Source organism: Alteromonas sp. Mac1, from assembly GCF_001562125.1.
GTDB lineage: Bacteria > Pseudomonadota > Gammaproteobacteria > Enterobacterales > Alteromonadaceae > Alteromonas > Alteromonas stellipolaris.
Genome location: NZ_CP013932.1, coordinates 4,177,263 through 4,204,217, shown reverse-complemented (window position 1 = coordinate 4,204,217; position 26,955 = coordinate 4,177,263). Strand labels below are relative to the sequence as shown.

Here is a 26,955-nt window from a genome sequence, read left to right as displayed (position 1 = left end):
GCTTAAGATCACGCGTCTTGAGCCGCAGCACCTTCTTCGGGGTCATCTAGCGGCGTATCGGGCTCAATCAAAATACTGAATTCACGGCGACGTTCTTCCTCAAATTGTCTTAGCTTTTGAATAGTCGCGTCGGTGAAAATATGCCCTTCAGGCAGAATAAGAATATGGCTGTCGTTGTATAAATTTTTGGCTAACACCATGCCGGCTTTTAGCTGAGAGGCTTTCATAGTGTTGTAAATGTATTTTGACGTGCTCACATCATCATCTTCCAACAAGAATGACAGAATTTCACCGTCATACCGTGTGTTGGTATGCTTTTTCATTTCTGCTTTTGCATCACGGGGAGTCATCTCTTCACCGCTCATTCGGCCGGTGACTAAACGCCAGTAATCTCTTGCGATTGACACGATGCGAGCACCAATTGGAATTTCTTTTGCCACCACATTACGTGGTCCCGCACCATTGTAATGCTCGAATTGGAATTCAATCATGTCTGATACTGGCTGTAGCTCTGTTGCAGGTGCCAGCATGAGCGCCGCTTGTTTGGTTTGATCTAAGTAGTTCTGTTGTTGCTGGTACTTTAGCTTCGAAAACGGGGCTAGAAAATCGTCTGTATTTAGCCCTAGTAAACCAAGTTCACAAATAAGCCCGGCATAGCGCACCCGTTTAACGTCTTCAGGGCTCAGTTGAAGGTATTTGGCTAACTTAGTGGCAAGCTCGCTCACTTCAATGGCAAACTTGCCGTCTATATTGGGGTTAATACTAATAACGTTAAACAGTACTTGCTCCATTGCAAGATTGTGCTTTTCAATCTTGTTCAACGCGGCTTTAATTTGGCGAGTACGCTTATGCACCATTTGTTCAAGTGACGTATTCACTTCTTTTAACTTGCGATTTTGTAGTCGGGTTAATTTCTGCAGGCGGGCATTTTCGTTTTTTAACTTTACTCGTTCTAGCCCATCTTCAATGGCAGATATAAGCTCTTTGTTGTCCCACGGTTTTTGCAAATAACGATGAATCTTTCCTTCGTTAACCGCTTTGATAGTCGATTCTATATCGGCATAACCGGTTAGTACTAGCCGATAACTTTCAGGGTACAATTCTGCGACTTGTTGAAGTAATTCAGCACCAGACATTTGTGGCATTTTCATATCGGAAATGATCACGTGAACTTCATTTTCCTTCATGATCTCTAACGCTTTTGCGCCACTATCAGCAAGCAATAAATTAACTTTTAAGGAAAAGAGCGCGCGCTTAATGGCACGAAGAATATTAGGTTCATCGTCGACAAATAAAACAGTGTACACGTCTGCGTTTTGGTCAGTGGTATCATTCATAGTGAATCGTCCTGAAAAGAATCTTCGGCGTTGTCGTCTAACGGATTATGTATTGGTAGGCTTAGCGTAAAACAGCTTCCTTCCCCATCGTTACTTGAAGCATGAAGGGTGCCGCCGTGTTCTTGAGCAATGCCAAAAGAAATAGAAAGCCCAAGTCCGGTACCTTGCCCTTCTGGTTTGGTAGTGAAGAAGGGGTTAAATAATTTATCTAGGTGACTCGATTTAATACCGCAGCCAGTGTCTTGCACCGTAAGTTCAATGTTGCCATCTACTTCCCGCGTTGTAATGGTAATGGTGCCATGTATACCAGTACTTTCGATGGCTTGCCCTGCATTAATAAGAAGGTTAGTTACAACTTGTGAAATTTTCCCCATGTTCATCATGATATGGGGAATCGACCCTAAATGCGTTTCTACGCTACATATGTACTTTAGCTGGTTGTTCACCATCGCTAGGGTGGTGCGAACACAGTCATTTAAGTTGTAAGACTGCATTTCATCACTGTCTACACGAGAGAAAAGCTTTAGCCCTTTGACTATTTCGGCCACCCGAATCAGGCCGTCTTTCGAATCGGTGATGAGTTCAGAGATATCGCTGTTGATAAATTCCATATCTTGCTGCTGTATAATGTTACGCAACTGTTTTATCGCTTCATCTTGTTGGGTGGCGGTATCTTTTGAAAGCACATCGTTCAGCTGTTGGAATATCATTTGGTAGGTCGATACGTATTCGCTGAGAGTATGCATATTGCTATTCACAAACCCAATCGGGTTATTGATTTCGTGCGCTACCCCCGCGGCCAATTGGCCAACTGATGCCATTTTCTCTGCTTGTAACAATTGAACCTGTGCTTCTTTTAAATCTTTATTTGCTTCTTCAAGCTGAAAGTTTTTCTGATTTAGCAACGAGGTGCGTTCTCTTACTTTCACTTCCAATAAGCTGTTGAGCTCTTTGAGTTCATCTTCAACACGCTCACGATGAATATTCTCGTCTTTCAAAAGTTCAACTAATTGGTTAAACGCATCAGCCAACTCACTGAGTTCATCTTTGCCACGCACTTTGACAGAGATATCCTGATAGTTTTTATCTTTAACCGCCGCGCCTAAATGCCTAGCGCCCGCTCTTAGTTGCTTTAACTGCGACATTAAGTATGACCCAAGCAAGAATGAACACAATGCGATAAGGGCGAGCTCTATGGATGCAAGAGTGAGTGTCCATGTTCGAACTCGCTTTACTGACTTGTTAATAGAATCAACTTCAAGCCCTATCTCTACACGCCCATAGAGTGTCTCGCCAACCTTAATGTCAGCGGAGGTATCGTATATACCGTCTACCGCACTCATTACATCTCTATCTTGCTTAAAAGGACGGTTAAGTACGCTATGTTCACCTTTTTCGACATACACATTGTTGTTGTTATCGAGAACCCGAACATAGCTGATATTAGGGTTTGAAAGCATTTCTGATGCATCTGCCTCTAGCGAAGCGAGGTCGTAGCTTAAAAAGGCATTTTTCGCGGTAGAGACAAACAAGGTTGTGGTGGTTTGGGCAGAGGTTTCAACACTGGTGTCAACTAAGTCATTTAATAATTTAAATACGGTGGTGATAAGAATTAAAAACAGAATGGCAGCAATAAGTGCTACCCCAACAATAGTCTTGGTTCTTAGCGATAGTGTGAGCGACGCGTCTCTTTTCACAATTGCGGCCTTGCTAATGAGGTGATGCCTAGGGCTCGTACGTCGTCCCAATCTTCACCTACTGATGATATAAAACCTTTAAAGCCAACGTTTTTTAATAATTGTTTGTTGTCTTCGTCCTCTGACAGGGTAAGCAACGCAGTCAATAGTGCATCTCTTTGCGTGTCGGTAACCCGAGGGTGGGTAGCTATTGCATGGGGGGTATACCCATCACTTTCCCATAAAATACGAAGGGCACTTCGTGTATTGTCATCAACACCATTGAAGGTTCTTATTATGCCGCCACCTGCGTTAAAAAAGCCTCGTTGTACGTTAAGGTATACTGAATCATGAGAATGCACATAGCGTGGCGTAAAAAGAATGCCCTGCTGTTTCAAGTATGCACTGGGGATAATAGTGGCAGCAAATGCGGCAGGAGAAGGAAAGGCGATTTCTTTGCCATTAAGATCGTCAAGCGACACAATATCGCTGTTCGCATCCACAACAATAATACCTTTAATTCGCTTGTCTATTTGGCGAGCCAGTGCGCGATAGCCAACTGAGTCATGAAATACCACAAAGTGGTAGGGGTTCATGTAGGCAATGTCGTATTCTCCCTCGGCCAGTCGTTGTTCGAAGGTAGGAATATCTTTCGCCGTTTTAAATACAACATCAATGTTGGCATGTTCCGAAATATAGTTGATAAGCGGTTGCCAAGTTTCGGCAAGCTTTTTCGCTGACTGTTGTGGCACTATCCCAAGCGTCAACGTATTGCATGCACCATAAGTGGCGAACAACGTGAGTGCTAAAAAAGCAAAAATACGATGTGCAGCTTGAAACATTGATTTTTTGACCATGATTCACCCCAAACTCACTCATTTAAAAGACGCATTTCAAACGACCCAATTAAAAAGGCCATAGCAAAAACTGGCCAAGTTTACTTACTATGAACTTACTCAAGCATGAACTTCTCGATGGTTTCGATAAGTTCGCCATTGGCAAATGGTTTTGAAAGTGCTGCATTTGCGCCGAGTTCGATAGCTCGGTCAAGACTGATATCGTCAAGTGCGGAAATGACTAAAATTTTTAAATTTTTATACTTAGGCTGTTCTCTAACAAACTGGATAACGCTGTAACCATCCATGCCAGGCATACTTAAATCTAGGGTCATTAACTTGGAGTTATACTGGCTCAACATAATGCCAGCTTGAAACCCACCCGTAGCAATATAACTTTCATAACCACCACGGCGTGCCACTCGTTGAATTGATTTTGCCACCGGCATCTCATCATCAACGATAAGAATTGAAGGTGATATCTCACTTTGGAGGTCGTCGGGAATAGGGATGTTGTGATGTTCAAGAAAGGAAACAAAGTCCGAGACTAACACGCGATTATTGCCACGACCTGGCAGCTTAAACCCTTTAAGTTTGCCGCTTTCTATCCACCGGATCACGGTACGAAGGTTTACATCGCAGTAGGTTGCGATTTCACCTGATGTTAATGTCTTCATTGCTCAATTCCTAATGCCAACTTATAACGTTATAGCACTGAATAGGGTTGTTCACAATTTAGACAAAAGTAGTGAATGTGACATTTGTGACACTCTTTTTTAGGGTTTTTAGCTGCTGAATGAATGAGTTACTTAACTATTAACGAAGCGCTTAAAAAGAAAGAATTATTCAAAATTTGATCTGCACGCTTACCGTTTACAGTAACCCTAGTATAGAACCCAAAAATATCACTGTTGCCTTGCGCAATTACAGCGCTTGTTTTTATTGCAAACAACCCCAACATAACTTGCTATACGAACTGAAAAGAGTAGACGGATTATGACGACCCCAGCAATTGAATTGGTAGATGGTTTGCCTTTATTTTCATCTATTAAGCCCGCGCAGATAAAGCCAGCCATCGAGAAAGCGATAGCAAAATGTAAGCTTGAAATTGATGAAGTGGTTGCATCTAAAGATTACTCTTATGCGAACTTAGTATTGCGCTTAGAAGAAGTAGACGACAATTTAAATAAGATGTGGTCACCGGTTTCTCACATGAATTCAGTGGTGAGTAGTGACGAGTTGCGAGAAGCCCATGATGCCTGCCTACCTTTACTATCAGAATATGGCACCTGGGTAGGTCAGCACGAAGGATTGTATAATGCTTACGTGGCGATAAAAGACTCAAACGAATACGCTGACCTTGATGAACAGCGTCAAAAAGTGATTGATAATGCTATTCGCGATTTCACCTTAAGTGGGGTGGCACTGCCTAGCGAGGAAAAGAAACGCTATGCAGATATTCAAGCGAAGTTAAGCGAACTGTCATCCACATTTTCAAATAATGTAATGGACGCCACCATGGGGTGGAGCAAGCATGTCACTGACGAAGCTATCTTATCTGGTATGCCTGAATCAGCCCGCGATGCAGCAGCACAAGCCGCGCATCAAAAAGACTTACAAGGCTGGTTGTTCACATTAGATATTCCTTCTTACCTACCCGTTATGCTTTATGCGGACAATGCAGAGTTACGTGAAGAAATGTATCGCGCTTATGCGACTAAGGCGTCAGATCAAGGCCCTAATGCGGGTAAGTGGGATAATACCGATATTATCCAACAAACACTGGCCCTTCGCAGTGAAATTGCGCAATTGCTCGGTTTTGGTAGTTATTCCGAGCGCTCTCTCGCTACCAAGATGGCAGAATCGACAGATCAAGTTACCGGATTTTTACGTGACTTAGCCGCAAAATCGAAGCCTCAGGCTGAAAGAGAGTTAGAAGAAGTACGTGCGTATGCGAAAGATACCCACGGGGTAACTGAGCTTAATGCGTGGGACCTACCTTATTACAGCGAAAAGCTGAAACAAGAAAAGTACACCATTTCAGATGAAATGCTGCGTCCGTACTTTCCAGAAGACAAAGTATTGTCGGGCTTGTTCGAAGTAGTGCATAGATTATACGGTCTTAAAATTATCGAGCAGCCAGGTATTGATACATGGCACAAAGATGTGCGCTATTTCACTATTACTGATAGTGCTGATGCCCTGCGTGGCAGCTTTTACTTAGACTTGTACGCCCGCGCTAAAAAACGAGGTGGCGCGTGGATGGATGAGTGCCGTGTTCGCCGCGAAAAATTAGACGGTGAATTGCAGCTACCTGTCGCGTATCTAACTTGTAACTTTAATGCCCCAGTAGGGGATAAGCCTGCCTTATTCACGCACGATGAAGTGGTTACCCTTTTCCATGAATTCGGACACGGTATACACCACATGCTAACCAAAATGTCGGTGGCGGGTGTATCTGGAATTAATGGTGTGCCATGGGATGCCGTAGAACTGCCAAGTCAGTTTTTAGAAAACTGGTGCTGGGAAGAAGACGCGCTTAACTTTATTTCGGGTCACTTTGAGACGGGTGAGCCCTTGCCGGCAGATTTACTTGATAGAATGCTAGCTGCTAGAGATTACCAAGCTGCTATGCAAATGGTGCGTCAATTGGAATTCAGTTTGTTCGATTTCTTACTACATAGTGAGTCTGGAGACAATGTTGATGTGCAAGCTATTCTTAACAGTGTGCGCGCTGAAGTAGCGGTTAATACGCCTCCCGCATTTAACCGTTTTCAGCATAGCTTTGGGCATATCTTTGCTGGTGGTTATGCAGCAGGATATTACAGTTATAAATGGGCAGAAGTGTTATCTGCTGATGCTTACAGCAAATTTGAAGAAGACGGTATTTTTAATCAAGAGACCGGTAAAGCGTTTTTGGAAAATATACTTGAGATGGGTGGAAGCCGCGCGCCTATGGATTTATTCGTTGCCTTTAGAGGCAGGGAGCCAAACGTAGATGCCTTACTTCGCCATAGCGGCATTCGTGGCTAATTAGTATTAGGGTAATATTAGGGTAGATAACCATGGGAATAGAATCTTTCTCCACCATTTATCAGCGGGCATGTAAACGAAAAGGTGGTGAAAAGGCGCTTGAAAGCATGCTTTCGGCGCCACTTTCCTCTGAGCAAGTCGCTAAAATAACTGATGATCGGTTTTTGGCAGCCATGACGAAACAAGTATTTCAGTCTGGCTTTGTTTGGCGCGTTATCGAAAAAAAATGGCCTGAGTTCGAAACCGTGTTTTTTGGTTTTAATATCGAAAAAGTGCTGCTTATGCCGGATGAAATGCTAGAACAAAAAGCGTCTGATAAGCGCATTGTGCGTAATTACAAAAAAGTAATGACCGTTCGCGACAATGCCATGTTCATTAAAGATATTGCCCGTGAGCACGGCAGCTTTGGCCAGTTTGTGGCTAAATTCGACGCCAGTAATATTACCGATTTATGGACTACGATGAAAAAACGTGGCGCTCGTCTTGGGGGTAATACGGGTCCTTACATGCTGCGGGCGTTAGGCGTAGATACCTTCTTGTTTTCACGAGATGTTGAGGACTACCTGAGAAAGAACGATATTATCGATGGCGGCCTCACTAGTAAGAAAAGCTTAACGGCTGCAAATGCGGCGTTTACCCAGTGGCATCAAGAAAGTGGCCGCACGTTGCAAGAAATAAGCGTTATTATTGCGTTCAGTTGGGGCACAAACCAGTATTTTGCGTAAGGTAAATACTGTTGCTGGGCGCGACAATCCGATACACTTCAGCCTTTACTATGAATCACTAATGCAGGAATGCCATGAGCGACAACCATAACAACACATCGCCCACTGAGGCATCGGATGCACCTACTACTCATTTTGGCTTTAAGCAGGTAGAGAAAAACCAAAAAGCGTCGTTAGTAGCCAATGTATTCGATTCTGTTGCCGCTAAATACGATGTCATGAACGATTTAATGTCGATGGGTGTGCACCGTTTATGGAAGCGCTTTGCCATTGATTGTTCGGGGGTACGTGCAGGGCAAAAAGTGCTTGATATCGCTGGTGGTACTGGCGATTTAACCGCAAAATTCTCTCGTCTTGTTGGCCCCACGGGGAACGTAACGTTGGCCGACATTAACCTGTCGATGCTAAAAGTTGGCCGCGATAAACTAAGAGATCGCGGATTAGTCAGCAACATCGATTACGTTCAAGCAGATGCTGAGGCGTTACCTTTCCCTGATAACCACTTCGACGTAGTTACCATGGCTTTTGGCCTTAGAAACGTAACCGAAAAGCAAAACGCACTTAATTCAATTTACCGTGTACTAAAACCAGGCGGTCGCCTTTTGGTGTTGGAATTCTCGAAGCCGACGTCAGAGCAATTAAGCAAACTTTACGATACGTATTCGTTCCATATATTGCCAAAAATGGGGCAGCTAGTGGCCAACGATGCCGAGAGTTATCAATACTTGGCAGAAAGTATTCGTATGCATCCTGATCAAGAAACTTTAAAAGGTATGTTCGAAACCGCTGGGTTTGACCAGTGTGACTACCAAAATTTAACCGGTGGAATTGTGGCACTGCACCGAGGCTATAAGTTTTAATGCCAACGTCAGCATTGGTAAGCGCCGTTATTGAAACGGCAGCGAATAAAATTTTAGCGTTAGATCCAGACAGCGGTGCCAGAATGGCTTCGCTGAAAGGCGCGCGGCTTATTGCTTATGTAGACCCTTTGCCCTTTGCCATTGTGCTTGTATTTTCTGATCAGGTAGATGTGCTAACCCTACATGAGCCGTTTCAAGACACAGTAGCAACGCTTAACGCTAAAGACTGCTGTATTAAAACATCGCTAGATACCCTGCCTGAATTAAAGCATACCAATCAGCTAACCCGCCTCATTCAACAAAACAAATTACAGGTTGAAGGCGAACTCGCTGTGGCTCAGCAAGTTAGCGGTTTATTTCAGCAGTTAGATATTGATGTAGAAGAACTACTGGCAGCGAAAACCAACGATGTGGTCGCCCACCAAACAATGAGCTGGCTTAGTACTTTTAAGCGCAAAGCCACAGGCGCCCTGTCGGAGTTTAATAAAGTGGCTAGCAATGCTTTGATAGAAGAAAAGCAAATAGCAGCGCCCAAATTAGCGGTATTACATTTTAGTGATGAAGTGAACGCACTACGTGATGACGTAGCGCGATTAGATGCCCGCTTACTTCAGCTAGAACAAAAATTAATTTAAGAGACAAGCATGCGCATTGTTAGGTTGTATAAGATAAATAAGGTGTTGTTAGAGCATGGGTTAGACGATCTTATCCCTGCGAAATGGCTACCATGGTACGCACGCCTTATGCGCCACAGCATCTTTTGGATTCGAAACAAACACAAAGACAAACTTGCCGGTGAGCGTATTACGCTTGCTCTGCAAAGCCTTGGCCCGGTTTTTATCAAGTTCGGCCAAATGCTCTCGACACGCCGAGACTTGCTTCACCCTGCGATTGCTAATGAACTTGCCCGTTTGCAAGACAAAGTGCCTCCGTTTTCGTCAGAGGCGGCACAACAGATTATTAAAACTTCCCTTGGTTTAACGCATTTATCAGAATTGTTTAGCGAGTTTGACGAAGCGCCTTTGGCATCTGCGTCTATTGCGCAAGTGCATGCTGCAAAACTAAAAGCGAATAACGAAGATGTGGTAGTTAAAGTGCTGCGGCCAGATATTCGTGAAACTATTGTGGCTGACATGGAGCTGCTATTTAGTTTGGCCTCAGTTCTGCAAAAATGGCTGCCAGATGGCAAGCGTCTTCGCCCTGTTGAAGTGGTAGTGGAATACCGCAAAACTATTGTAGATGAACTCGATCTTCTGCGTGAATCGGCAAGTGGTATTCAGTTGGGTCGAAACTTTGAAGGTTCAGATTCACTATACATACCTAAAATATACAGCGATTATTGTCACAGTAATGTGATGGTAATGGAGCGCATATACGGGCTGCCTATTTCAAATATTGATGCTTTGCTTGCACAAAATACCAATATGAAAAAGCTGGCAGAGCGAGGCGTTGAGGTTTTCTTTACTCAAGTGTTCCGCGACAGCTTCTTTCATGCTGATATGCACCCAGGCAATATCTTTGTTTCTACCGAGCACCCAGAAAACCCCAAATATATCGCTATCGATTTTGGCATAGTGGGCACGTTGAACAGAGAAGATAAGCGTTATTTGGCGGAAAACTTTATTGCGTTTTTTAACCGCGATTATCGCAAGGTAGCGCAGCTGCACGCCGACTCTGGTTGGGTGCCAAACGACACCAATATTGATGAGTTCGAAATGGCGATACGCACCGTATGCGAACCCATCTTTCAAAAGCCCCTCGCTGAAATATCGTTCGGCAACGTGCTACTGCAATTATTTAATACTGCTCGTCGGTTTAATATGGTGGTGCAACCCCAGTTAGTTCTGCTACAAAAAACGCTACTTTATGTAGAAGGGCTAGGCCGTCAGCTTTACCCGCAATTAGATTTGTGGAAAACCGCGAAACCCTTTTTAGAAAATTGGATGCGCGAGCAAATTGGCGTGAAAGCCATGCTGGGCAAAGTAAAAGCAAACTTGCCGTTTTGGTCTGAAAAGCTTCCTGAAATGCCGGATTTACTTTATGACAGCTTACAGCAAGTTAAGCGGCTTCCTTTGCAACAACAACGCGCACAGGTTGCTTTACTTGAACAGCAGAAAAAGAGCGCGCAATCCATTCAATGGGGTGTAACGGGTGCTACCTTTATCTTATTGTCTGCTATTTTACCGATGTACGATTTAAATTGGTGCTTACCAGCGCTTTCTGCTGGTGCAGGATCCCTCTGTTGGGTATTGGCATGGCGTAAGAACCGATAGGTACTGTTACGCTGGGGTGAAATTTTTATGAAATGCATTAATTAGTGAATAAATTGTATATTAATCAGTTCGAAGAGTGTTATAGTTGCTTTGGCTTTAAGCCAAATGTCTTTGAATAGACGAGATATGAAATTATTTGCTATATGTAAAACCGCTCAAGTTACCTTGTGATTTGTAGTAAGTTGTTGCCCATTCGTAAGTAAGACCAACTCCGCCTATTAAAGACACTCGCTATACGCGCTTATTGCGCAATTTAATATGATATTTGAGGTCTATACGACATGTCTAAAGTTACAGGCACCGTTAAGTGGTTTAACGCTGATAAAGGTTATGGTTTTCTAACTCAAGATAACGGCGGTAAGGACGTATTCGTTCATTTCCGTGCTATCGTTTCTGACGGTTACAAAACTCTTCCAGAAGGTCAGCGCGTGGAATTTGAAGTAGAAGAAGGTCAAAAAGGTCTTCAAGCTGCTAACGTGCACGCCATCTAAGAAATTCAAAAACGGCGGTCTGTAAAGACCGCCGTTTTTCTTTCTTTTATAAACACTACATTCGTTAATATAGTTGGTTTTCCCGCTATTAAGTGCTTTACTATTTTAGTATTAAACTTAATGAAAGGATTTGCTAATGTTAAGGATGAATAGTGTTTTTTTCGCTTTTGTTCTACTTTCCACTTTTATATTTTCTTCATCGTTCGCGCAATCATCCAGTAAAATACAAAATACCTCCCAAGACACCCAAAATGCCAGCAGCGCCGTTAGCAAACAAACGGGTAGTAATCAAAATAATGCTATTGCCATGCTTTTCGGTGAACCAATTACCCTAGCTGACATTACTCCCGATCAAGACACAATGTCGAAAATTCGAAAGCAAGCGCCCGATAACGTCACGCAGCTTGTTACTCAGATGCGAGCTATTAATCTGGCGAACCAGATTATAGAAGGCGTGCTTAGCGACTATGCGAGTACGCACAATATCGAGGTAGACTCGGACTTAGTGGAAGCTTTTAAGCAAAAATTTGGGTCAGAATATGAAAAGAACAACCAGAAAGTAGCTGCTAAGAAAGATGCTCAGCAAGAGAATAATGAATTAAAGGAAAGCGTTAGCGCTGAAGACATTACTAGTATTGACGAGATTGCATTAACGCAAGTAGAGCGTTGGCAAATAGAAAAACACCTGTATAAAACCTATGGCGGGGCAGTGATTTTCGAGCAGTCTAACCCTTCAATGCCGGTAGAAGCATACTTAGCTCTGATGAAAGAATACGCGAACAAAGGTAAGTTCAAAGTGTTAGATGAAGCGTTAGCTGAACGCTTTTGGGAGGCTTTCGAACCACCATATGAATTTGTAATAGCGCCCGAGGACGTGAACTTTAACCAACCTTGGTGGCGTTAATGCATAATTGGCAACCTTTGTAGGTTGCCAATAGCCACGTGGTTATTGGCCGCTATTTGACGTTAGTCTGCAAATAGTGGAGTAGAAAAATAACGCTCGGCGCCGTCGGCAAGAATGACAACGATGTTTTTGCCCTTATTAGAAGGTTGTTGGGCTAATTGAGCGGCAGCAAACAGTGCGGCTCCTGAAGAAATTCCTACCGCTAAACCTTCTACTCTCGCAATCTGCTGGGCGTAAGCTATGGCTTCGTTGTCTTCTACCGTAATTATCTGATTTATTTGGCTGACATCAAGCACGTCAGGAATGTGGCCTGAACTCAACCCCTGAATATTGTGCACGCCACCATGCCCTTTGCTTAACACTGGACAACGTGCTGGCTCTACAGCCACTATTTCTAAAAGGGGAATGTGAGCTCGCATGCTTGTGGCTAAGCCCGTTAGCGTGCCGCCAGTGCCCACACCTGCAACCACGATATCGACATTACCATTAGTATCACGCAGTATTTCTTGGGCGGTAGATTGGGCATGCGCATTAGGGTTAGCTTGGTTTGAAAATTGGGATAGACCCACAGCATTTGGATTTTGCTCGATAAGTGCTGCTGCCCGCTCGATTGCCCCTTTCGTTCCAAGCTCTTTCGACGTAGTGACTACCTGCGCGCCATAGTGGCGTATCAGCTTTTGGCGCTCTATTGACATATGTTCTGGTATGCATACTGTCAGTTTAATGCCATAAATAGCGCAGAGCCAAGCACAGGCCACACCGTTGTTTCCTGACGACGCTTCAATTATTTCAGTTTTCTCATTAAAAGCAGAGCTCGCCATTAGCGCGCTAAGCATGGCCATTGCCGGTCTGTCTTTTATTGAACCTGCAGGATTGAAAAATTCCACCTTGGCTAACAGGGTCGCCTCCACGTGATGGCTTGCCGCAAATTTAGTCAAGCGTATTAGTGGTGTGTTTCCTATGGTTTGCGTTATATCGTCAACGACCCCAGGCAGGGTATTTATCGCGTAATCAAGCATTTCAAAAATCTCTACAAGTCAGTCTTACTCAATAGTGACAGCTAGAAAAAGAGAAATTTACTCATTACGCCCTATTTGATAGGTTAGGTGTAGTTAAAAATTCTATTTATGCGGTTTAATATGAAAAATATTGCTCTGGATGGTGTGGATAAGGCTATATTGTTGCTTCTTCAGCAAGATGCCAATGTGCCGGTTGCTGATATAGCGGAGAAAGTGGGCCTTACGGCTACGCCGTGTTGGCGACGTATACAGCGACTAGAAGCGCAAGGCGTTATTTCCCGTCGCGTAGCATTATTGCAGGCACATAAATTAGGCTTGGCAATGACGGTGTTTGTGCAAATCAAAGCCGCTCGTCACGATGGGAAGTGGTTAACAGACTTTGCTAAGCATGCGTCATCGTTTGAAGAAGTGGTTGAATTTTATCGTATGTCTGGAGAATATGATTACCTGCTTAAAGTTGTGGTAACTGATATGGCTGCTTTCGATCATTTCTATAAAAGACTCGTTAATGGAATTGATCTCAACGATGTCACCTCTAGTTTTGCCATGGAACAACTCAAATACACAACGGCGCTACCACTTACTCACCTTTAGTAAAAAACAAATAGTTCGCTAATTATCTAAGGCGTGCGAAAGTAAAAAGGCAGAACTCGGGTCTAGACTATTTATGGGTTACTAAAGACACTATTATAAGTATTTTATTGGCTTATGCTTCAAAGTGTCTACAGTAATACTTTACGTTAATTTTTTTCCCTAAGGCAGTAAGCAATGTTAAACACTATAAAAGTACGGATTTTAACGGGTTATGCGGGAATATTACTCGCAACCTTGATTGCTGCCGTGGTATTAACATTGAACAACAAGCAGGTGACGCACCAGGTCGACACCTTCGTGAGTGAAACCTTACCTGCCTTAAGTACCCTTGATAGTGTGCAAAGTAATAGTAAGCAACTTGTGCTAATTGGTTATTCACTTTATGGCACAACGTTATCGAGTAATGCCTTTGAAGAACAAAAACAAGTATTAGTGCAAAACGTTGATGCTGGATTCAACGCACTAGGTTACATGGCTGGTGATACCCTTAAATCCCAGTTCAATTCGCTGGTTTCAAGTATGGATTCACTTCAGGCAACGATGTCTGCCTCGCGAGTAGATTGGGATCGTGCCCGTGATGATTTGCAGTTATTGAATGAATTAGCCTCTGTTTTTGATAATGCGTTAATAGAAGTAAGAAACCAGGTGGCAAGTAAAGCGGGTGAGCGTTCTCAGGCAATAGGAAGCCAGTTACAAACCAGCCAATTCACTATTTACCTTCTAGTACTCATTCTAGCTGCTGTTGCCATGGCAGGCTTCTATAGCGCTAAAAAACAAATTGCGCAGCCTATAGAAGGCATGGCTGAGAAGCTAGATAGTTTAGCGAAAAGCAGAAATTTAGTGGCGCGCCTTCCAGAACAAAGCACCCATGAGCTTTGCAGAATGACCAACAGTATTCATGGTTTGGTATCTGTGTTTCAGGTGGGCATGAAAGAAGTGAAAGGAGCCGTTTCTGGTATAGAAGGAGCGGTGAATTCTTTATCTATGACTACAGAGCAGTCGAGCTCGTCGGTTGATAGTTTACTTACCGATATTACTGGGCTTGTGAATATTATGGACTCGTTAGAGTCTGATATGGTTGAAAGCCTTCAGCGTTCACAAACTGCCGCAAATGCTGCGCAAGATAGTGCCAAGCAGGTAGATGCAGGTCGTGTTCAAGTGAAAGAGACCGCTGAGGCGATTTCTGACTTGGCCAATGATATTGAGCAAACTGCGAGTATGTTAGAAACCCTTCAAGCCGAAGGGAATAATGTTTCAAGCGTAGTTAAAACCATTGCAGAGATTGCAGATCAGACAAACTTATTGGCATTAAATGCTGCTATTGAAGCGGCAAGGGCAGGAGATTCTGGTAGAGGTTTCGCCGTAGTCGCTGATGAAGTGAGAACATTGGCGGTAAGAACCCACCAGTCTACGGTTGAAATAAATACTATGCTTGAAAAGATTGTGGTTTCTATTACCTCTGCGGTATCCACCATGAGTTCAAATCAAAATAAAGCACATGACTCTGTTGGCTTAGCTAATGATTTGGTATCAACGCTTGAAGCAGGAACGCAAAGTATTTTGGCGTTAGTAAGCGTTAGTGAAGAGGCGGCCGTATTGGCGAAACATTCACAGTCGCAGGCCAACGAAGCAAAAAATGGCGTTAATCAATTCAAAAGCTTGGGAGATAGGTTGTCTCAGAACAACAGGCAAGTTAACGATGCCGCTGAAGATTTGTCTGCACTTGCGAATGGATTAAGTGCTAATGTGAACCAATTTAAAATAGGCTAATGCAAGAAGGGCCCTGTTAGGGGCCCTTCGTTACTAATGCTGTTGTTCTTCAGTTTGCTTGCTAGCAAAAATCTTGGATTTCTTTTGGATCTTACATCCTAAAATATTTTGAGCATTTTTCCGACCTATATAGTAAGCCACTGTATAGGGGTGAGCACGCCTGAAGAACCTTGAAAATGATTTAACTACATTATTCATAATGGTACTCCTTTTAATTCTGCCCAAAATAAGCATACGTATATTTAATAATTATGTCAACACTGTCACAAAAGAAACTTATAAGAAATTAGTATGATTTTGTCTGTAATTATTTGTTTACGTTTTCGCATGATCTCATTTAGAAAGTAAGTGATCTAGTGAATAAGTTATGAAGTTGATATGAAGTGAATTTGAGCGGGGCGATAAAAAGGCCCCGTAACCAAGTGGTTAGGAGCCCATTATCTTTCTCTCTAGCTAACTGGCGCATAGGTGCCAATAACGAAGCTAATAGTAGCTAAGCTTTTCCGACTTACCTGAGAATATTTTGTATACCATCGCGGTGTAAGCAAGAATGCAAGGCACTACAATAACCACACCCACTAATAAGAAGCGCAATGAGTTGGCGTCGCTTAGTGCATCTTGTACCGTAAGGTGCCCTGGGATGACAAACGGATAGTAACTTACCCCGAAGGCCGTAAAGCAAAGTACAAATACGGTTAATGCTATAGCAAAGGGCATCCATTCACCTTTCCCACCTGCATCAGGCAGCTTTTTCAATAACACGCCACACAAGCTAAGTAATAAAAAGCAGGCAACTGGAATAGCCATTAACACATAACCAATCGTGGATGATAACCATAAGTCACGCACATCATCATGCAAGGTTAAGTTTGCGAGGCTTACCGCCACTATGCCTATTGAAAGGGCAAACAACCCTCTGCGTGCCCAATAATAGGCTTTGGCTTGTAAGTCGTTCTCAGCTTTTAATATTAGCCAGCACGAGCCAATAAAAGCATAAGCAGCCGTTACCCCGATAGCCGACAGTAAGGCAAACCCTTGTGCCCACAAGTCGGTACGTAGGCCGGTAACATAGATGCCTAGCATATAACCTTGTGCCAGCGTGGTAAGTAATGAACCGTACTTAAAGGTAAGATCCCACTTACGTTTATGAACTTGTACTACTTTAGCCCGAAAATCAAAGGAAACGCCACGTAAAATAAGCCCCAATAACATGATAGTTGCAGGGATATATAGGCTTTGAAGTACTTCACTGTGTGCTTCTGGAAAGGCAATAAGTAATAGTCCCACGGCCAATACTAACCAGGTTTCATTGGCATCCCAGTAGGGCCCAATGGAGGCAATCATATCATCACGAAACTTTTCCTCGCGGGGCGGTATTAAAACACCCACCCCTAAGTCGTAGCCATCTAATATGGCGTAGAGCAATACTGCCAGCCCAAGCAGGCCAACATAGATATTCCCCAAGGTTTCTGCTGATACATTTTCAAATAACATAGCGGCTCCTTAAGTGTTCGCCGGCGACATTTTGCTGGCTTTGGCCATTTCACGCTCTTCTGTAGAAATTTCTTCAATTTCAACAGCGCGGCGACACATCAGCATTAGCGTTCCCATATAAGCGAACAGCAAAATAGTATAAATCGTGGCGTACATAGTGAACGAGAAAGCGATATTCGCAGGAGGCAGTGTTGTTACCGCTTCTTGAGTACGTAAAACACCACTAACCAGATAAGGTTGCCTTCCAATTTCAGTCACATACCAGCCGGCTAAGGTTGCAATCCAGCCGCTGAATGCCATGCCAGCGAATACACGCTTAAGCCAAAGCGGGAAAGACTTCCCTCTAAGCAAGTAACTACTACCAAGCCATGAAACCGCCAACATTAAAAAGCCCATGCCTACCATCACCCGAAACCCGAAGAACACAGGTGCTACTGGGGGATGTTCGCCTTTAAAGTCGTTCAGGCCTTGAATTTTGCCATCCATTTTATGGGTTAAAATTAGACTGGCGCCGTTGGGTACTGGTATTTCAAAGTGATTTTCTCTGCTTTCTTCATCCGGAATGGCAAACAGCAGTAAGGGCGCGCCTTCAGTGGTATCCCAAAGGCCTTCCATTGCGGCAACTTTCTGCGGTTGATGCTCGAGGGTATTTAACCCATGCATATCGCCTGCAAAAATCTGCAAAGGAATAAGCACTGCAGCGGTATAGGTGGCGGTTTTAAGGGCAAGCTTTGGCGCAAGTTTGTCATCGCCTTTCAGCATACGGTAGGCCGATAAGCCAGCTATTAAAAAGCTGGCCGTCAGTCCCGAGGCTAACATCATGTGCACAAAGCGATAAGGAAACGAAGGATTAAATATAATTTCGCTCCAATCTACGGCATACACAACGCCGTCGATAATTTCATGCCCTTGCGGCGTTTGCATCCAGCTGTTAAGCGCCAGAATCCAAAAGGCTGACATGGTAGTGCCCACCGCCACAATCAATGTTGAAAGGGTGTGCAACCAATTAGGTACCCGACGAATACCAAACAACATAATACCTAGGAACGTGGCTTCTAAGAAAAACGCAGTAAGAACTTCGTAACCTAGTAGTGGGCCCGCCACATTACCCACCCGCTCCATAAAGCCGGGCCAGTTAGTACCAAATTGGAAAGACATGGTCACGCCACTTACCACACCAAGTGCAAAGCTAAGTGCGAATACGCGCACCCAGAAGCGGTACATCCGCATCCATACTGGGTGACCGGTTACATTTGAGCGAAACTTGAAGTAGAAAAGAAACCATCCCATTGCCATGGTGATAGTCGGAAACAGAATATGAAAACTAATATTTAATGCAAATTGTAAACGAGACAGCAAAAACGCATCCACAGATAGTCTCCTTAATTAACGGAATTTTTTCCCGGTAGAATTTTGTCTTTCAGTTCTAACATACGGCCAACACCCGAGCCGAGTTTCATCAAGGTGTTAAGTTTATCTGGCCCTAGGTTTTGAAGCTCTTGTGACCACGCGGTTACCGACTCTAATAAATCGTGAATTTCATTCAGCTTATCTTGCGCATTGGCTTCAGTTTTGTTGGCGGGAGTATCTAGTAATAAATCCCGCAATAAACTCATGGTGGGGTCTATTTCGCGCTTGCGGCGCTCTTCGAATACGCGGTTTGCAAGGGTCCAAATGTCTCCGCCTGCAATAAAGAACTCTTTTCGTTCACCAGGAACAAGATGCTGTTTTACCAAGCGCCACGACTGTAACTCCTTCAACCCCATGCTGGTGTTACCGCGAGATATATTTAGCGCGTCGGCAATTTCTTGCGCTGAGATGGGCTCATCAGCAAGTACAATAAGTGCCAAAATTTGGCCCACAGTGCGATTAAAGCCCCAACGACTGCCCATTTCACCGAAGTGCATAACCGCAGAAGTAATAAGTGGTGTCATTTTCATATCTATACCTGCTGAACTTTCAGAAATTACTGAAAGTTTATGCTGAAGTTTGATTGAGATCAACAAATATCAGATGAAAATTATGTTAGGAGGAGTACGAAAACATTTAAATGAGCAGTCGAATCTTATATATGTGATATGAGAGCTCAGTGGTTTTTTATCGGGTTAATTGCTTACGGCAAAAAGTGCAACGCAAGAGAGCGTGGCGACACTATCTTAATAAGCGTAAAATTCAGCAAGAATTAAGTCTTAAATTTATGCTTCGATATGTTGTTAAATTTAATAAATAGATGCTATAAAAAACCTTAAATGGAATAGAAAACGCGATGTTGAGGCCTATTGCTTTTACACGCTAAAAATTAGGGATTGATTTTGAAGATATTTTCTGCGTTATTATGCGTGTCATTGATAATGTTAAGCGCTTCCTCTTTTGGCAACAGCAAAGAAGTTAAAGCCGCCAAGATAATAAAAAATGCTAATAAAGTGGAAGATGCCTTCACTTCTCGCGGTGGCATGGAAGGTTGGACAAGAGTTTCATATATAATAGATAAAGACGGAACAACGAAAGATATCGTTGTTTTTGATTATTCAGGTAAAGAAAGGTATGTAACAAAAGCCACTAAACTAGTTAAAAACCTACAATATTCCCCTGCATTAATTAACGATAAACCAGTAACAAGTGCTCAAATTTTGTTTGTTAAACACACATACTCAGAGGCTGGTCATAGTGAAGGCAGCGTCACACCTGCCTTTGCAAAAGAATACCAAGCTATAATAGACGCACTTACTAGCCCTTCCGCTAATATGCCTAGCATAAAAATATCCATAGACGAATTGGTAGAAGATCATACTAAAAATTTAAACGAACATGCTTTAGCGGCATGGTTAAAATCTATCTATTATTATAAAAATGAAGATTTTTTAGAATATATGCGCCAATCTCAAATTACGGTAGATTTATACGAATACCTACCTATAGCGATATTGGCTAAGTCTACGGTTAATCTTTTTCAGTCACAGCTTTACTACGGTAATTTCAAAGGTGCCTCTGAAACCCTTGCGCGTATGGGAAGCGTTGATGGCCTCAATTTATCTCAACAAACCCATCAACAATTTGCCGACGCGCTTAAGGCTTCTAAGGCGACTGAATCATCAAATGTTACTAAAGGTCAGCTCAGTAGTTTAGGCGCGTGGTCTCAAGCATATGAATTTTCAACATTCAAAGTTGACGTGTCTCAAGGGAGTGTTGATTCAGTGGAACTTAGATGTAATGACTATCAACAAAAATATGTAGAAGGTTGGGAGAACCAAATAGATTTTCCGGCGCAAACTTCTGATTGTATTTTGTTAATCAGAGGGGACGCGGGTTCAACATTTGATATTCTTGAAATTACGAGTTGAATAATCTCGAAAGCGAGCGCTGATAAGCACATTGATTACAATGCCGCTCTTCTCAAGTGCGAGTACAAGGCGCTGTCAAAGCGGCCAATGAGAGCGGCTAAAAAGAGCAGCGAAAGAGCTACCAACGTCTAATCATGGTTTTATAAACATCAGGGTCGAGTAGGCTTTCTCGCTGGCTTTTTACGCCATCAAGCATAGCCATTGCTTCAGCTTTAGACTCATACGTGACGCCATCAATGACGTAAACACTGTTATCGCCAGGTAATGCTTTATCTAATGGGTAGGCGATAGGTGTATCCAATGCCACAAGGCTCACGCTAGTTTCACCAATATAGTCAGCGATACCATCGTTATTTATATCTTTGGAAAGCCACGGTAGCCCTAGAATTTTATTGTAACTGCCATCCTGCTGCATAACTTGAATCGTTTGTTCAAACGCGTCAATAGTGGCCTTAGCATTCGGTGTATTGTCGCCAAGCGCTAATGAAAAACCTGCGTTCATTAATGCTGCTGAAGACACGTGTAAAAGTTCTTCGCCGTCTTTTTCAAGCAGCAAGTTAAATTCTTCAATAAGTAATCGGGTAGTAATAAGGTACGGGGCTCTGTCATCAGCTAACTGCTTAAAGGCGTCGTACGTGCTGGGATTACGCGACCACTTTACCTCTTTGAGCAAACGAAACTTCGGCGTATTAGCAAAACGGTTTTCTATTGCCACACGACTGTTTTTTAAATGCGGTACCAGCATGACTTCTTCAACATCGTATTTTTTAGCGGTAGCATATAAATAGATGGGTAAGTAGGGGGCTGAAAGGGTAACGGCGTCTTTTCTTTCACCTAAATCTATATAGGCGAACTCGCCATCTACTTTACCGGAGCGCACCGCACTACCCAAGAAGGCATCGCGCATAACCTGAAGCTCTAGATTGGTTTGCATTCGCGAGAACGCCGCTTCAACAATAGACGTTAGTCTTGAAGGTTCGCCCTCATCGCTTACGTAAGTTTCAAATGGTGCTGCGGCAAGTGTGACACTATTTGCCTTTAACGGCGCCACAACTATGATAAAACTTAATAAAGCGATGACTCTCACCAACACGGGCGACATCTCCTAAACAACGTTATTATTATCTATTGGCGCTATTACTTTTTAACAAGTATAGCTGTTACTGGCCAAAACTGCCTGCAGCGCCTGGGAATACAACTGGGCTTTCAATACCATCGTTGTTCACGCTGGCAACCCCGAAAAAGTAGTTATCTATCACTACGTTTTCTAGTGTAGCTTCGTTCACCTTACCAACAAACTTACTGAATTCCCATTGCGGTGCATCGGTATGACGCCAGTAAACTTTGTAGCCCGACAGCTGAGGGTTTTGTGCTGTATCTGCCGCTTCCCACATTAATGTGGTAGAGGGCTGAACGGCGCCTTTAATGGTGACTTTGGCAGGCGGATTCGGTGCCCAAGCCATAGCCGCTAGCGATACTGCGTTTAAGCCAGTAAGCTTGGCTGCGTAGTCAAAATTCACACCATCTAAGGTATCGCCATATTTGATACCGTCTTCTTCTCTAAGGTCTTGATGCTGGCGAGTGTAATTTTCATTGGTTTCCATAATACGAATACCGGGAAAACCTAAATCGTTGAAAGGGCGATGATGTCCACCACGACCAAAGCGATCTAGTCGATAAATGACCATGGTGTCTAGATTCTCAATGTATTGATCGGCAATGTTATCGATGTATCTTGCTAAGTTTCTGCTTGGTGAATCTACTTCGCCACCGGTGAAGCGGCGGGTGCGAGCTTCACCTGTAGTTTCGGTTACTCGGGTGCCTTCAGCAAATATACGCGCAGTGGTGTTGTTGATAACCCCGTTAACGCCTTCAATGTTGCCTATCATGTCATTGTTCAATACCGCTTTTAACCGCCAACCGTCTTTTTGTACTTGGTTTGCCATAATGCGCCCACCAAACAAGCCTTGTTCTTCACCTGCCAGTGCGGCGTACACAATGCTGCCGTTAAATGTATATTTCGATAATATGCGTGCGGCTTCCAGTGTGCCAGCTACACCAGACGCATTGTCGTTTGCGCCAGGTGAGTCTGATGTGAAATCCATCACATCAGATACGCGAGAATCTATATCACCCGACATCATGACGTAACGTTCTGGATCGGTACTGCCGCGTTGAATAGCAATAACGCTTACAACGTCGACAGGGTCAGGAATGCGCTTCTCACCGCTAATGGTTTCAGACTGAAAGTACACTTCTAAGCAACCGCCACATTCAGCTGATATTTTTTCAAACTCAGCCTTAATCCAGCGCCTTGCTGCCCCAATGCCGCGGGTGTCAGATTCGGTTTCAGATAAAGTATGTCGTGTACCAAAATTCACAAGTGTGGTGATATCGTTTTCAATACGTTTTGGGGAAATGTCTTCGGCAATTTTATACAAGGATTGCTGCTGCGCACTTTGCGCCTGCGCGGTAAATGCAAAAGTAAGGGGCAGTGCAGCTAACGCTGAAATTTTTACGAATGTAGGAATGCTTTTTATCATTGTTTTCTCCATTTCTTTTTTACCACCATACTGGATACGAGAGAAAGCAACAAATGGGGTTAACGTGTGGAGAAGTTAATGGTCGATAACAGCCTATAATAGAAAGGGCATGCTTGATAGCGTGCCCTTTTTGTATGTATCGAGTGTAACAAAACTAGGTGCTGTTTATGCTAACTATGAAATAAGCACATAACTTACCTAAATAAACGCGAAAGCATCGCCAAATAGGTTTTCTACTTTTAGGCCGCGAACGGTAAAGTCTTCACGCACAGTCTTGGCCATTTCAAAACGTCCAGCGACATACACTTGCATGTGTTCGAAATCCGTATGGTCTGCCAATACAGCATGGTGAACCCATCCTGTTCTACCTTTCCAGTCGTCTTCGGCAAATTCAACCACAGGAACAAACGTAAAGTTATCGTGCTTGGCCGCGAGTGCATTTAACGCTTCTGATAGATATAAATCACCGGCATGACGGCCTCCCCAATAAAGGGTAATAGGCGTTTTATCGCCACTGTGCAGGTGCTGCTGTAATATAGAATAGGTGTAGGAAAAGCCTGTGCCTCCAGCGATTAATACCATCGGCAAGCCATTTGATTGCAAAAAGGCTTGACCGTTATTTACGCTAAGGCTAATTTCGCCTTCTTCTTTCATACGACTCAACACTTCACCGGCAAAGGTGTTGCCAGGCTCTGCGCCAATGTGAAGTTCAATGCGTGAACTATCAAAAGCGGCATTGGCGATAGAAAAGGGGCGCTTGTCTTTTTCGCCCATATCGATAAGCGCATACTGACCTGCTTGGAAGGTAACTGGCGCGGGAGGCGTTAATTCAATTTTGTATACTACGTCGGTTAACGGCGTGATGCTGGCAACCTTACATTTAATTTCTGACATGTAATCTCTTCTTACGTTTGTTGTTAGCGTTTCGCCGTTGGTAAATCCATGATACCAAGTTCATCCCAGATATCATCCACCCGTTTTTTCACGTCTTCGTCCATCACAATGGGCTCGCCCCATTCACGGTCGGTTTCGCCGGGCATTTTATTGGTGGCATCCATCCCCATTTTCGATCCTAGGCCAGATACTGGCGAAGCAAAATCCAAATAGTCGATAGGGGTATTTTCAATCATAACCGTATCGCGGGCTGGATCCATACGTGTGGTAATAGCCCAAATCACGTCGTTCCAGTCGCGGGCGTTTACGTCGTCATCGCACACTATCACAAACTTGGTGTACATGAACTGTCGTAAAAACGACCATACACCCATCATTACGCGCTTAGCATGACCGGGATATTGCTTTTTCATCGTAACTACAGCCATGCGGTAAGAACACCCTTCTGGCGGTAGGTAAAAGTCTACAATTTCTGGAAACTGTTTCTGCAAAATAGGCACGAAAACTTCGTTTAATGCTACCCCTAAAATAGCCGGCTCGTCAGGTGGGCGACCGGTATAGGTAGAATGGTAGATGGGGTCTTTACGGTGAGTAATATGCGTTACCGTAAACACGGGGAAGTCATCTACTTCATTGTAGTAACCGGTATGGTCGCCATAAGGCCCTTCAGGTGCAACTTCGTCTTGCGCAATATAGCCTTCCAGTACAATTTCAGCACTCGCGGGCACTTGTAGATCGTTACTTATCGATTTAACCACTTCGGTTTTATCGCCTCGTAACAACCCTGCAAAGGCATATTCGGAAAGGGTATCTGGAACAGGCGTAACGGCACCTAAAATGGTTGCCGGGTCGGCACCTAGAGCAACGCTTACCGGGTACGGTTTACCTGGGTGAGTTTGGCACCACTCACGAAAATCGAGGGCGCCACCGCGGTGAGACAACCAACGCATGATAAGTTTATTTTTGCCGATAACCTGCTGGCGATAAATACCTAGATTTTGACGGTTTTTATGCGGCCCCTTAGTAACACTTAAACCCCAAGTAATAAGTGGTGCAGCATCGCCCGGCCAGCAGCGCTGAATAGGCAGTTTACCTAAATCGACATCATCACCGGTTAGCACGACTTCTTGGCATGGCGCTTTTTTAACCACCTTGGCTGGCATATTCAGTACCTGTTTAAAAACAGGCAATTTTTGCCATAAATCCTTTAGCCCTTTAGGTGGTTCGGGTTCTTTTAAATAGGCCAGCAATTCGCCCACTTCACGAAGTGCCGCTACTGAGGTTTGCCCCATTCCCATTGCCACACGTTCTGGTGTGCCAAATAAGTTGGCCAATACCGGCATGCTATGGTTTTTAGGGTTTTCAAATAATAGCGCAGGGCCACCGGCACGAAGTGTACGGTCGGCTATTTCTGTCATTTCTAAATCGGTATCGATTGGCTGGCTAATGCGAACCAATTCACCTTTGGCTTCCAACTGGTGAATAAAGTCACGTAAATCTTTGTACTTCATTTGAACAGGGGGTATCCGCAGACTAAAGTTAGGAACAAGAATATACTATTTCGACACAAAGTCCGATCAGTTCAGTGGGCTAAAAGGGTGGCTTATCAGGTTTTAGCGGCGTATGTTGATAAAATAATCTGGACACCCTACGTAAATGGTAGTCTGATAGCGTTAGTGCGGTTGAACTTCAAGTAGTTGAACTGTCTATACAAAAGAGTGAATAACAATAATACCCTTTTTTGCCTAAGGTGAGTGTATGACAATATTTGACCAGGACATGCTCGATGAACTTAACTTATTAGTTAAGTTTCCTACAGACAGTTTATTACAAGGCCTAAAGATTCATCACGATGCTAGCCAATCAATGGTGAATGCCGCATCAAGACTTTACAAAAAGGGCCTCATTACTCAGCCCGATGGCGGTTACCTTACCGATTTAGGAATAGATTTGGCCGATCATTCCCGTCATCTACAATCAGCGCTGTGTAATCGGAAAAGCAGTCACTAACGAATACGCGCCTGCAGCGGGGCTACTATTGAACCTAGTTGAATAAACTTCGTTAAATAAGCCCCGCTAAAATCCCATTAAGTATTCGTGATAATGGCCGATAATTAAACATAGCCAATAAGGCTTAGAGGCAAATATAGTCATATATATACCGTTATTTGTTTCCCTGCCTTTATGCCTAAACGCTTTAGAAGCACGATTTTTAGGCATTAACTTTAGATATTAGCTTAAAGCATAACCTCCAGACATTAACGTCTAAGTAAAGAAGCCATTGATATGAAACTGTATTCACTGCCCACAATTTGTTTATTGCTTTCTACACTTTTCAGCACCGCGGTGTTGGCTGAAGGGGAAACCATTGATGAAATTCGTGCGGTACAGTTGTACGATCAAAACGCGCTTATCGATATGATTAACGCCAATACCCATTTAGATAAAGTTGTCGCCGACCGATGTCAGCTAGTACAAGACATAGAAGCTCGTGCCGATATATTGAAAGTGCCCGCTTATCAGTTTTTATGGGGTGATATGTTAGCTTGGGGGGTATGCGTAGATGCTGAACCGGCTAGGGGTATGACCCATATTGAAGATGCCGCGAACCAAGGCTTTCCCGCCGCGTTGGAACAGTTGGGCCGTTATTATGCGAACGGTACATTAGTGCAAGAGAACAAAGAAAGAGCGGTGGTGTATTTACGAGAAGCCGCAGCGCTTAAAAGTTTAAAGGCGCAATTGCAGTTAGTTGAGCTATTTCTCGATGGGTACGGTAGCCCCTACGACTATCAAGATGCATATCATTGGCTACATAACTCAGTCACTAACGACAAAGCGCAACATCAAAAAATAGCCAGTTACTTAACCAAGCTTGAAAAGCTAATGCACCCTAAAGCAGTACGCGCAGCGAAACGCCCATTAGACAGCTAGTTTCATGCATAAGACAGGCTAGCTCCATAGCTTAGTTCCATAGGTTAGCTATTACCGTTACTTCGTTCGCTCAATCTTATAGGGCGCGCTTGCAAAAATTTCTCCCACCGCAACAAAGCTAGATTGTATTCAACTACGACCGCAATAAACTAGCACCTCAGTATACTAACGCCTCAGTAAACAATGACTGGCATAGATAACGACTGCAAAAAAGCACCAAGCAGCGATAATTAG

At 43.6% G+C, this 26,955-nt stretch carries 25 protein-coding genes; 12 read left to right on the top strand and 13 right to left on the bottom strand.

Translation table 11 applies throughout. From position 1 onward, the window contains the following. Positions 1-8 precede the first annotated feature (8 nt). The 4 genes from AV939_RS17775 to AV939_RS17760 form a co-directional block, all read right to left on the bottom strand. Positions 9-1,337, bottom strand: coding sequence for a response regulator (locus AV939_RS17775; protein WP_057795768.1), 1,329 nt, complete (start codon positions 1,335-1,337; stop codon positions 9-11). Next, positions 1,334-3,034 carry an ATP-binding protein gene (locus AV939_RS17770; RefSeq protein ID WP_061997961.1) on the bottom strand — a complete coding sequence of 567 codons (1,701 nt, stop codon included), beginning with the start codon at positions 3,032-3,034 and terminating at the stop codon, positions 1,334-1,336. Before AV939_RS17770 ends, AV939_RS17775 begins: the two co-directional genes overlap by 4 nt. After that, complete coding sequence (locus AV939_RS17765; RefSeq protein ID WP_061998231.1) at positions 3,031-3,855, bottom strand: phosphate/phosphite/phosphonate ABC transporter substrate-binding protein; 825 nt, start codon at positions 3,853-3,855, stop codon at positions 3,031-3,033. The genes AV939_RS17770 and AV939_RS17765 overlap by 4 nt, the downstream gene beginning before the upstream one ends. Positions 3,856-3,965: 110 nt before the next feature. After that, the gene (locus tag AV939_RS17760; RefSeq protein WP_057795773.1) at positions 3,966-4,526 is read right to left on the bottom strand and encodes a response regulator; all 561 of its coding nucleotides are present in this window, start codon (positions 4,524-4,526) and stop codon (positions 3,966-3,968) included. Positions 4,527-4,845: 319 nt separating this feature from the next. Here AV939_RS17760 and prlC point away from each other — a divergent pair, with 319 nt between their 5' ends. The 7 genes from prlC to AV939_RS17725 all read left to right on the top strand — a co-directional run bounded on the left by prlC (position 4,846) and on the right by AV939_RS17725 (position 12,135). Continuing rightward, the gene (gene prlC, locus AV939_RS17755) at positions 4,846-6,882 is read left to right on the top strand and encodes an oligopeptidase A (protein ID WP_061997959.1); all 2,037 of its coding nucleotides are present in this window, start codon (positions 4,846-4,848) and stop codon (positions 6,880-6,882) included. A 32-nt stretch (positions 6,883-6,914) separates the two neighbouring features. Then, positions 6,915-7,607: a DNA-3-methyladenine glycosylase I gene (locus AV939_RS17750; protein WP_057795776.1), complete on the top strand. Its 693-nt coding sequence runs from the start codon at positions 6,915-6,917 to the stop codon at positions 7,605-7,607. Between the two features lie 74 nt (positions 7,608-7,681). Beyond that, positions 7,682-8,467 carry a bifunctional demethylmenaquinone methyltransferase/2-methoxy-6-polyprenyl-1,4-benzoquinol methylase UbiE gene (gene ubiE, locus AV939_RS17745; protein WP_013786255.1) on the top strand — a complete coding sequence of 262 codons (786 nt, stop codon included), beginning with the start codon at positions 7,682-7,684 and terminating at the stop codon, positions 8,465-8,467. Beyond that, entirely contained in the window at positions 8,467-9,102 is a 636-nt protein-coding gene (locus AV939_RS17740; RefSeq protein WP_057795778.1) for a ubiquinone biosynthesis accessory factor UbiJ, read from the top strand. The genes ubiE and AV939_RS17740 overlap by 1 nt, the downstream gene beginning before the upstream one ends. A 9-nt stretch (positions 9,103-9,111) precedes the next feature. Continuing rightward, positions 9,112-10,740 carry a ubiquinone biosynthesis regulatory protein kinase UbiB gene (ubiB, locus tag AV939_RS17735; protein WP_057795780.1) on the top strand — a complete coding sequence of 543 codons (1,629 nt, stop codon included), beginning with the start codon at positions 9,112-9,114 and terminating at the stop codon, positions 10,738-10,740. Positions 10,741-11,021: 281 nt separating this feature from the next. Continuing rightward, positions 11,022-11,231: a transcription antiterminator/RNA stability regulator CspE gene (cspE, locus tag AV939_RS17730; RefSeq protein WP_013786252.1), complete on the top strand. Its 210-nt coding sequence runs from the start codon at positions 11,022-11,024 to the stop codon at positions 11,229-11,231. Positions 11,232-11,367: 136 nt separating this feature from the next. Then, a complete protein-coding gene (locus tag AV939_RS17725; RefSeq protein WP_061093605.1) occupies positions 11,368-12,135 on the top strand; it encodes a hypothetical protein in 768 nt (255 codons plus the stop codon). A gap of 62 nt (positions 12,136-12,197) precedes the next feature. Here AV939_RS17725 and cysK read toward each other — a convergent pair whose 3' ends face one another. Further along, complete coding sequence (gene cysK / locus AV939_RS17720) at positions 12,198-13,154, bottom strand: cysteine synthase A (RefSeq protein ID WP_057795784.1); 957 nt, start codon at positions 13,152-13,154, stop codon at positions 12,198-12,200. A gap of 120 nt (positions 13,155-13,274) precedes the next feature. On the opposite strand from cysK, the gene AV939_RS17715 reads away from it, so the two are divergent. Both AV939_RS17715 and AV939_RS17710 read left to right on the top strand, forming a co-directional pair. Beyond that, positions 13,275-13,748: an Lrp/AsnC family transcriptional regulator gene (locus AV939_RS17715; RefSeq protein WP_197483389.1), complete on the top strand. Its 474-nt coding sequence runs from the start codon at positions 13,275-13,277 to the stop codon at positions 13,746-13,748. 174 nt (positions 13,749-13,922) lie between these two features. Next, complete coding sequence (locus AV939_RS17710; RefSeq protein WP_061997957.1) at positions 13,923-15,518, top strand: methyl-accepting chemotaxis protein; 1,596 nt, start codon at positions 13,923-13,925, stop codon at positions 15,516-15,518. A 33-nt stretch (positions 15,519-15,551) separates the two neighbouring features. Here the strand turns inward: AV939_RS17710 and AV939_RS20325 are convergent, their stop codons facing one another. From AV939_RS20325 to AV939_RS17695, 4 genes are all read right to left on the bottom strand, one after another. Continuing rightward, complete coding sequence (locus tag AV939_RS20325; RefSeq protein ID WP_167347530.1) at positions 15,552-15,716, bottom strand: hypothetical protein; 165 nt, start codon at positions 15,714-15,716, stop codon at positions 15,552-15,554. Positions 15,717-16,001: 285 nt separating this feature from the next. Beyond that, positions 16,002-17,012 (bottom strand): cytochrome d ubiquinol oxidase subunit II, encoded by a 1,011-nt coding sequence (locus AV939_RS17705; protein WP_057795788.1) that lies wholly within the window; start codon positions 17,010-17,012, stop codon positions 16,002-16,004. Between the two features lie 9 nt (positions 17,013-17,021). After that, positions 17,022-18,383 carry a cytochrome ubiquinol oxidase subunit I gene (locus tag AV939_RS17700; RefSeq protein ID WP_057795791.1) on the bottom strand — a complete coding sequence of 454 codons (1,362 nt, stop codon included), beginning with the start codon at positions 18,381-18,383 and terminating at the stop codon, positions 17,022-17,024. An 11-nt stretch (positions 18,384-18,394) separates the two neighbouring features. Further along, the gene (locus tag AV939_RS17695; RefSeq protein WP_013786244.1) at positions 18,395-18,952 is read right to left on the bottom strand and encodes a GbsR/MarR family transcriptional regulator; all 558 of its coding nucleotides are present in this window, start codon (positions 18,950-18,952) and stop codon (positions 18,395-18,397) included. 372 nt (positions 18,953-19,324) lie between these two features. On the opposite strand from AV939_RS17695, the gene AV939_RS17690 reads away from it, so the two are divergent. Beyond that, positions 19,325-20,353 carry an energy transducer TonB gene (locus tag AV939_RS17690; protein WP_156454649.1) on the top strand — a complete coding sequence of 343 codons (1,029 nt, stop codon included), beginning with the start codon at positions 19,325-19,327 and terminating at the stop codon, positions 20,351-20,353. A gap of 118 nt (positions 20,354-20,471) precedes the next feature. Here the strand turns inward: AV939_RS17690 and AV939_RS17685 are convergent, their stop codons facing one another. The 4 genes from AV939_RS17685 to ubiD form a co-directional block, all read right to left on the bottom strand. After that, on the bottom strand, positions 20,472-21,455 hold the full coding sequence (locus tag AV939_RS17685) for a substrate-binding periplasmic protein (RefSeq protein ID WP_231751136.1): 984 nt from the start codon (positions 21,453-21,455) through the stop codon (positions 20,472-20,474). Positions 21,456-21,513: 58 nt separating this feature from the next. Next, positions 21,514-22,896 (bottom strand): M28 family metallopeptidase, encoded by a 1,383-nt coding sequence (locus AV939_RS17680; protein WP_061997952.1) that lies wholly within the window; start codon positions 22,894-22,896, stop codon positions 21,514-21,516. Between the two features lie 198 nt (positions 22,897-23,094). Beyond that, on the bottom strand, positions 23,095-23,790 hold the full coding sequence (gene fre / locus AV939_RS17675; RefSeq protein WP_057795799.1) for an NAD(P)H-flavin reductase: 696 nt from the start codon (positions 23,788-23,790) through the stop codon (positions 23,095-23,097). A gap of 23 nt (positions 23,791-23,813) precedes the next feature. Then, positions 23,814-25,301: a 4-hydroxy-3-polyprenylbenzoate decarboxylase gene (ubiD, locus tag AV939_RS17670; protein WP_057795801.1), complete on the bottom strand. Its 1,488-nt coding sequence runs from the start codon at positions 25,299-25,301 to the stop codon at positions 23,814-23,816. 247 nt (positions 25,302-25,548) lie between these two features. On the opposite strand from ubiD, the gene AV939_RS17665 reads away from it, so the two are divergent. Both AV939_RS17665 and AV939_RS17660 read left to right on the top strand, forming a co-directional pair. After that, positions 25,549-25,800, top strand: a complete 252-nt coding sequence (locus AV939_RS17665; RefSeq protein WP_057795803.1) for a TIGR02647 family protein — start codon at positions 25,549-25,551, stop codon at positions 25,798-25,800. A gap of 276 nt (positions 25,801-26,076) precedes the next feature. Further along, on the top strand, positions 26,077-26,721 hold the full coding sequence (locus AV939_RS17660; RefSeq protein ID WP_061997951.1) for a tetratricopeptide repeat protein: 645 nt from the start codon (positions 26,077-26,079) through the stop codon (positions 26,719-26,721). Positions 26,722-26,955 lie beyond the last annotated feature (234 nt).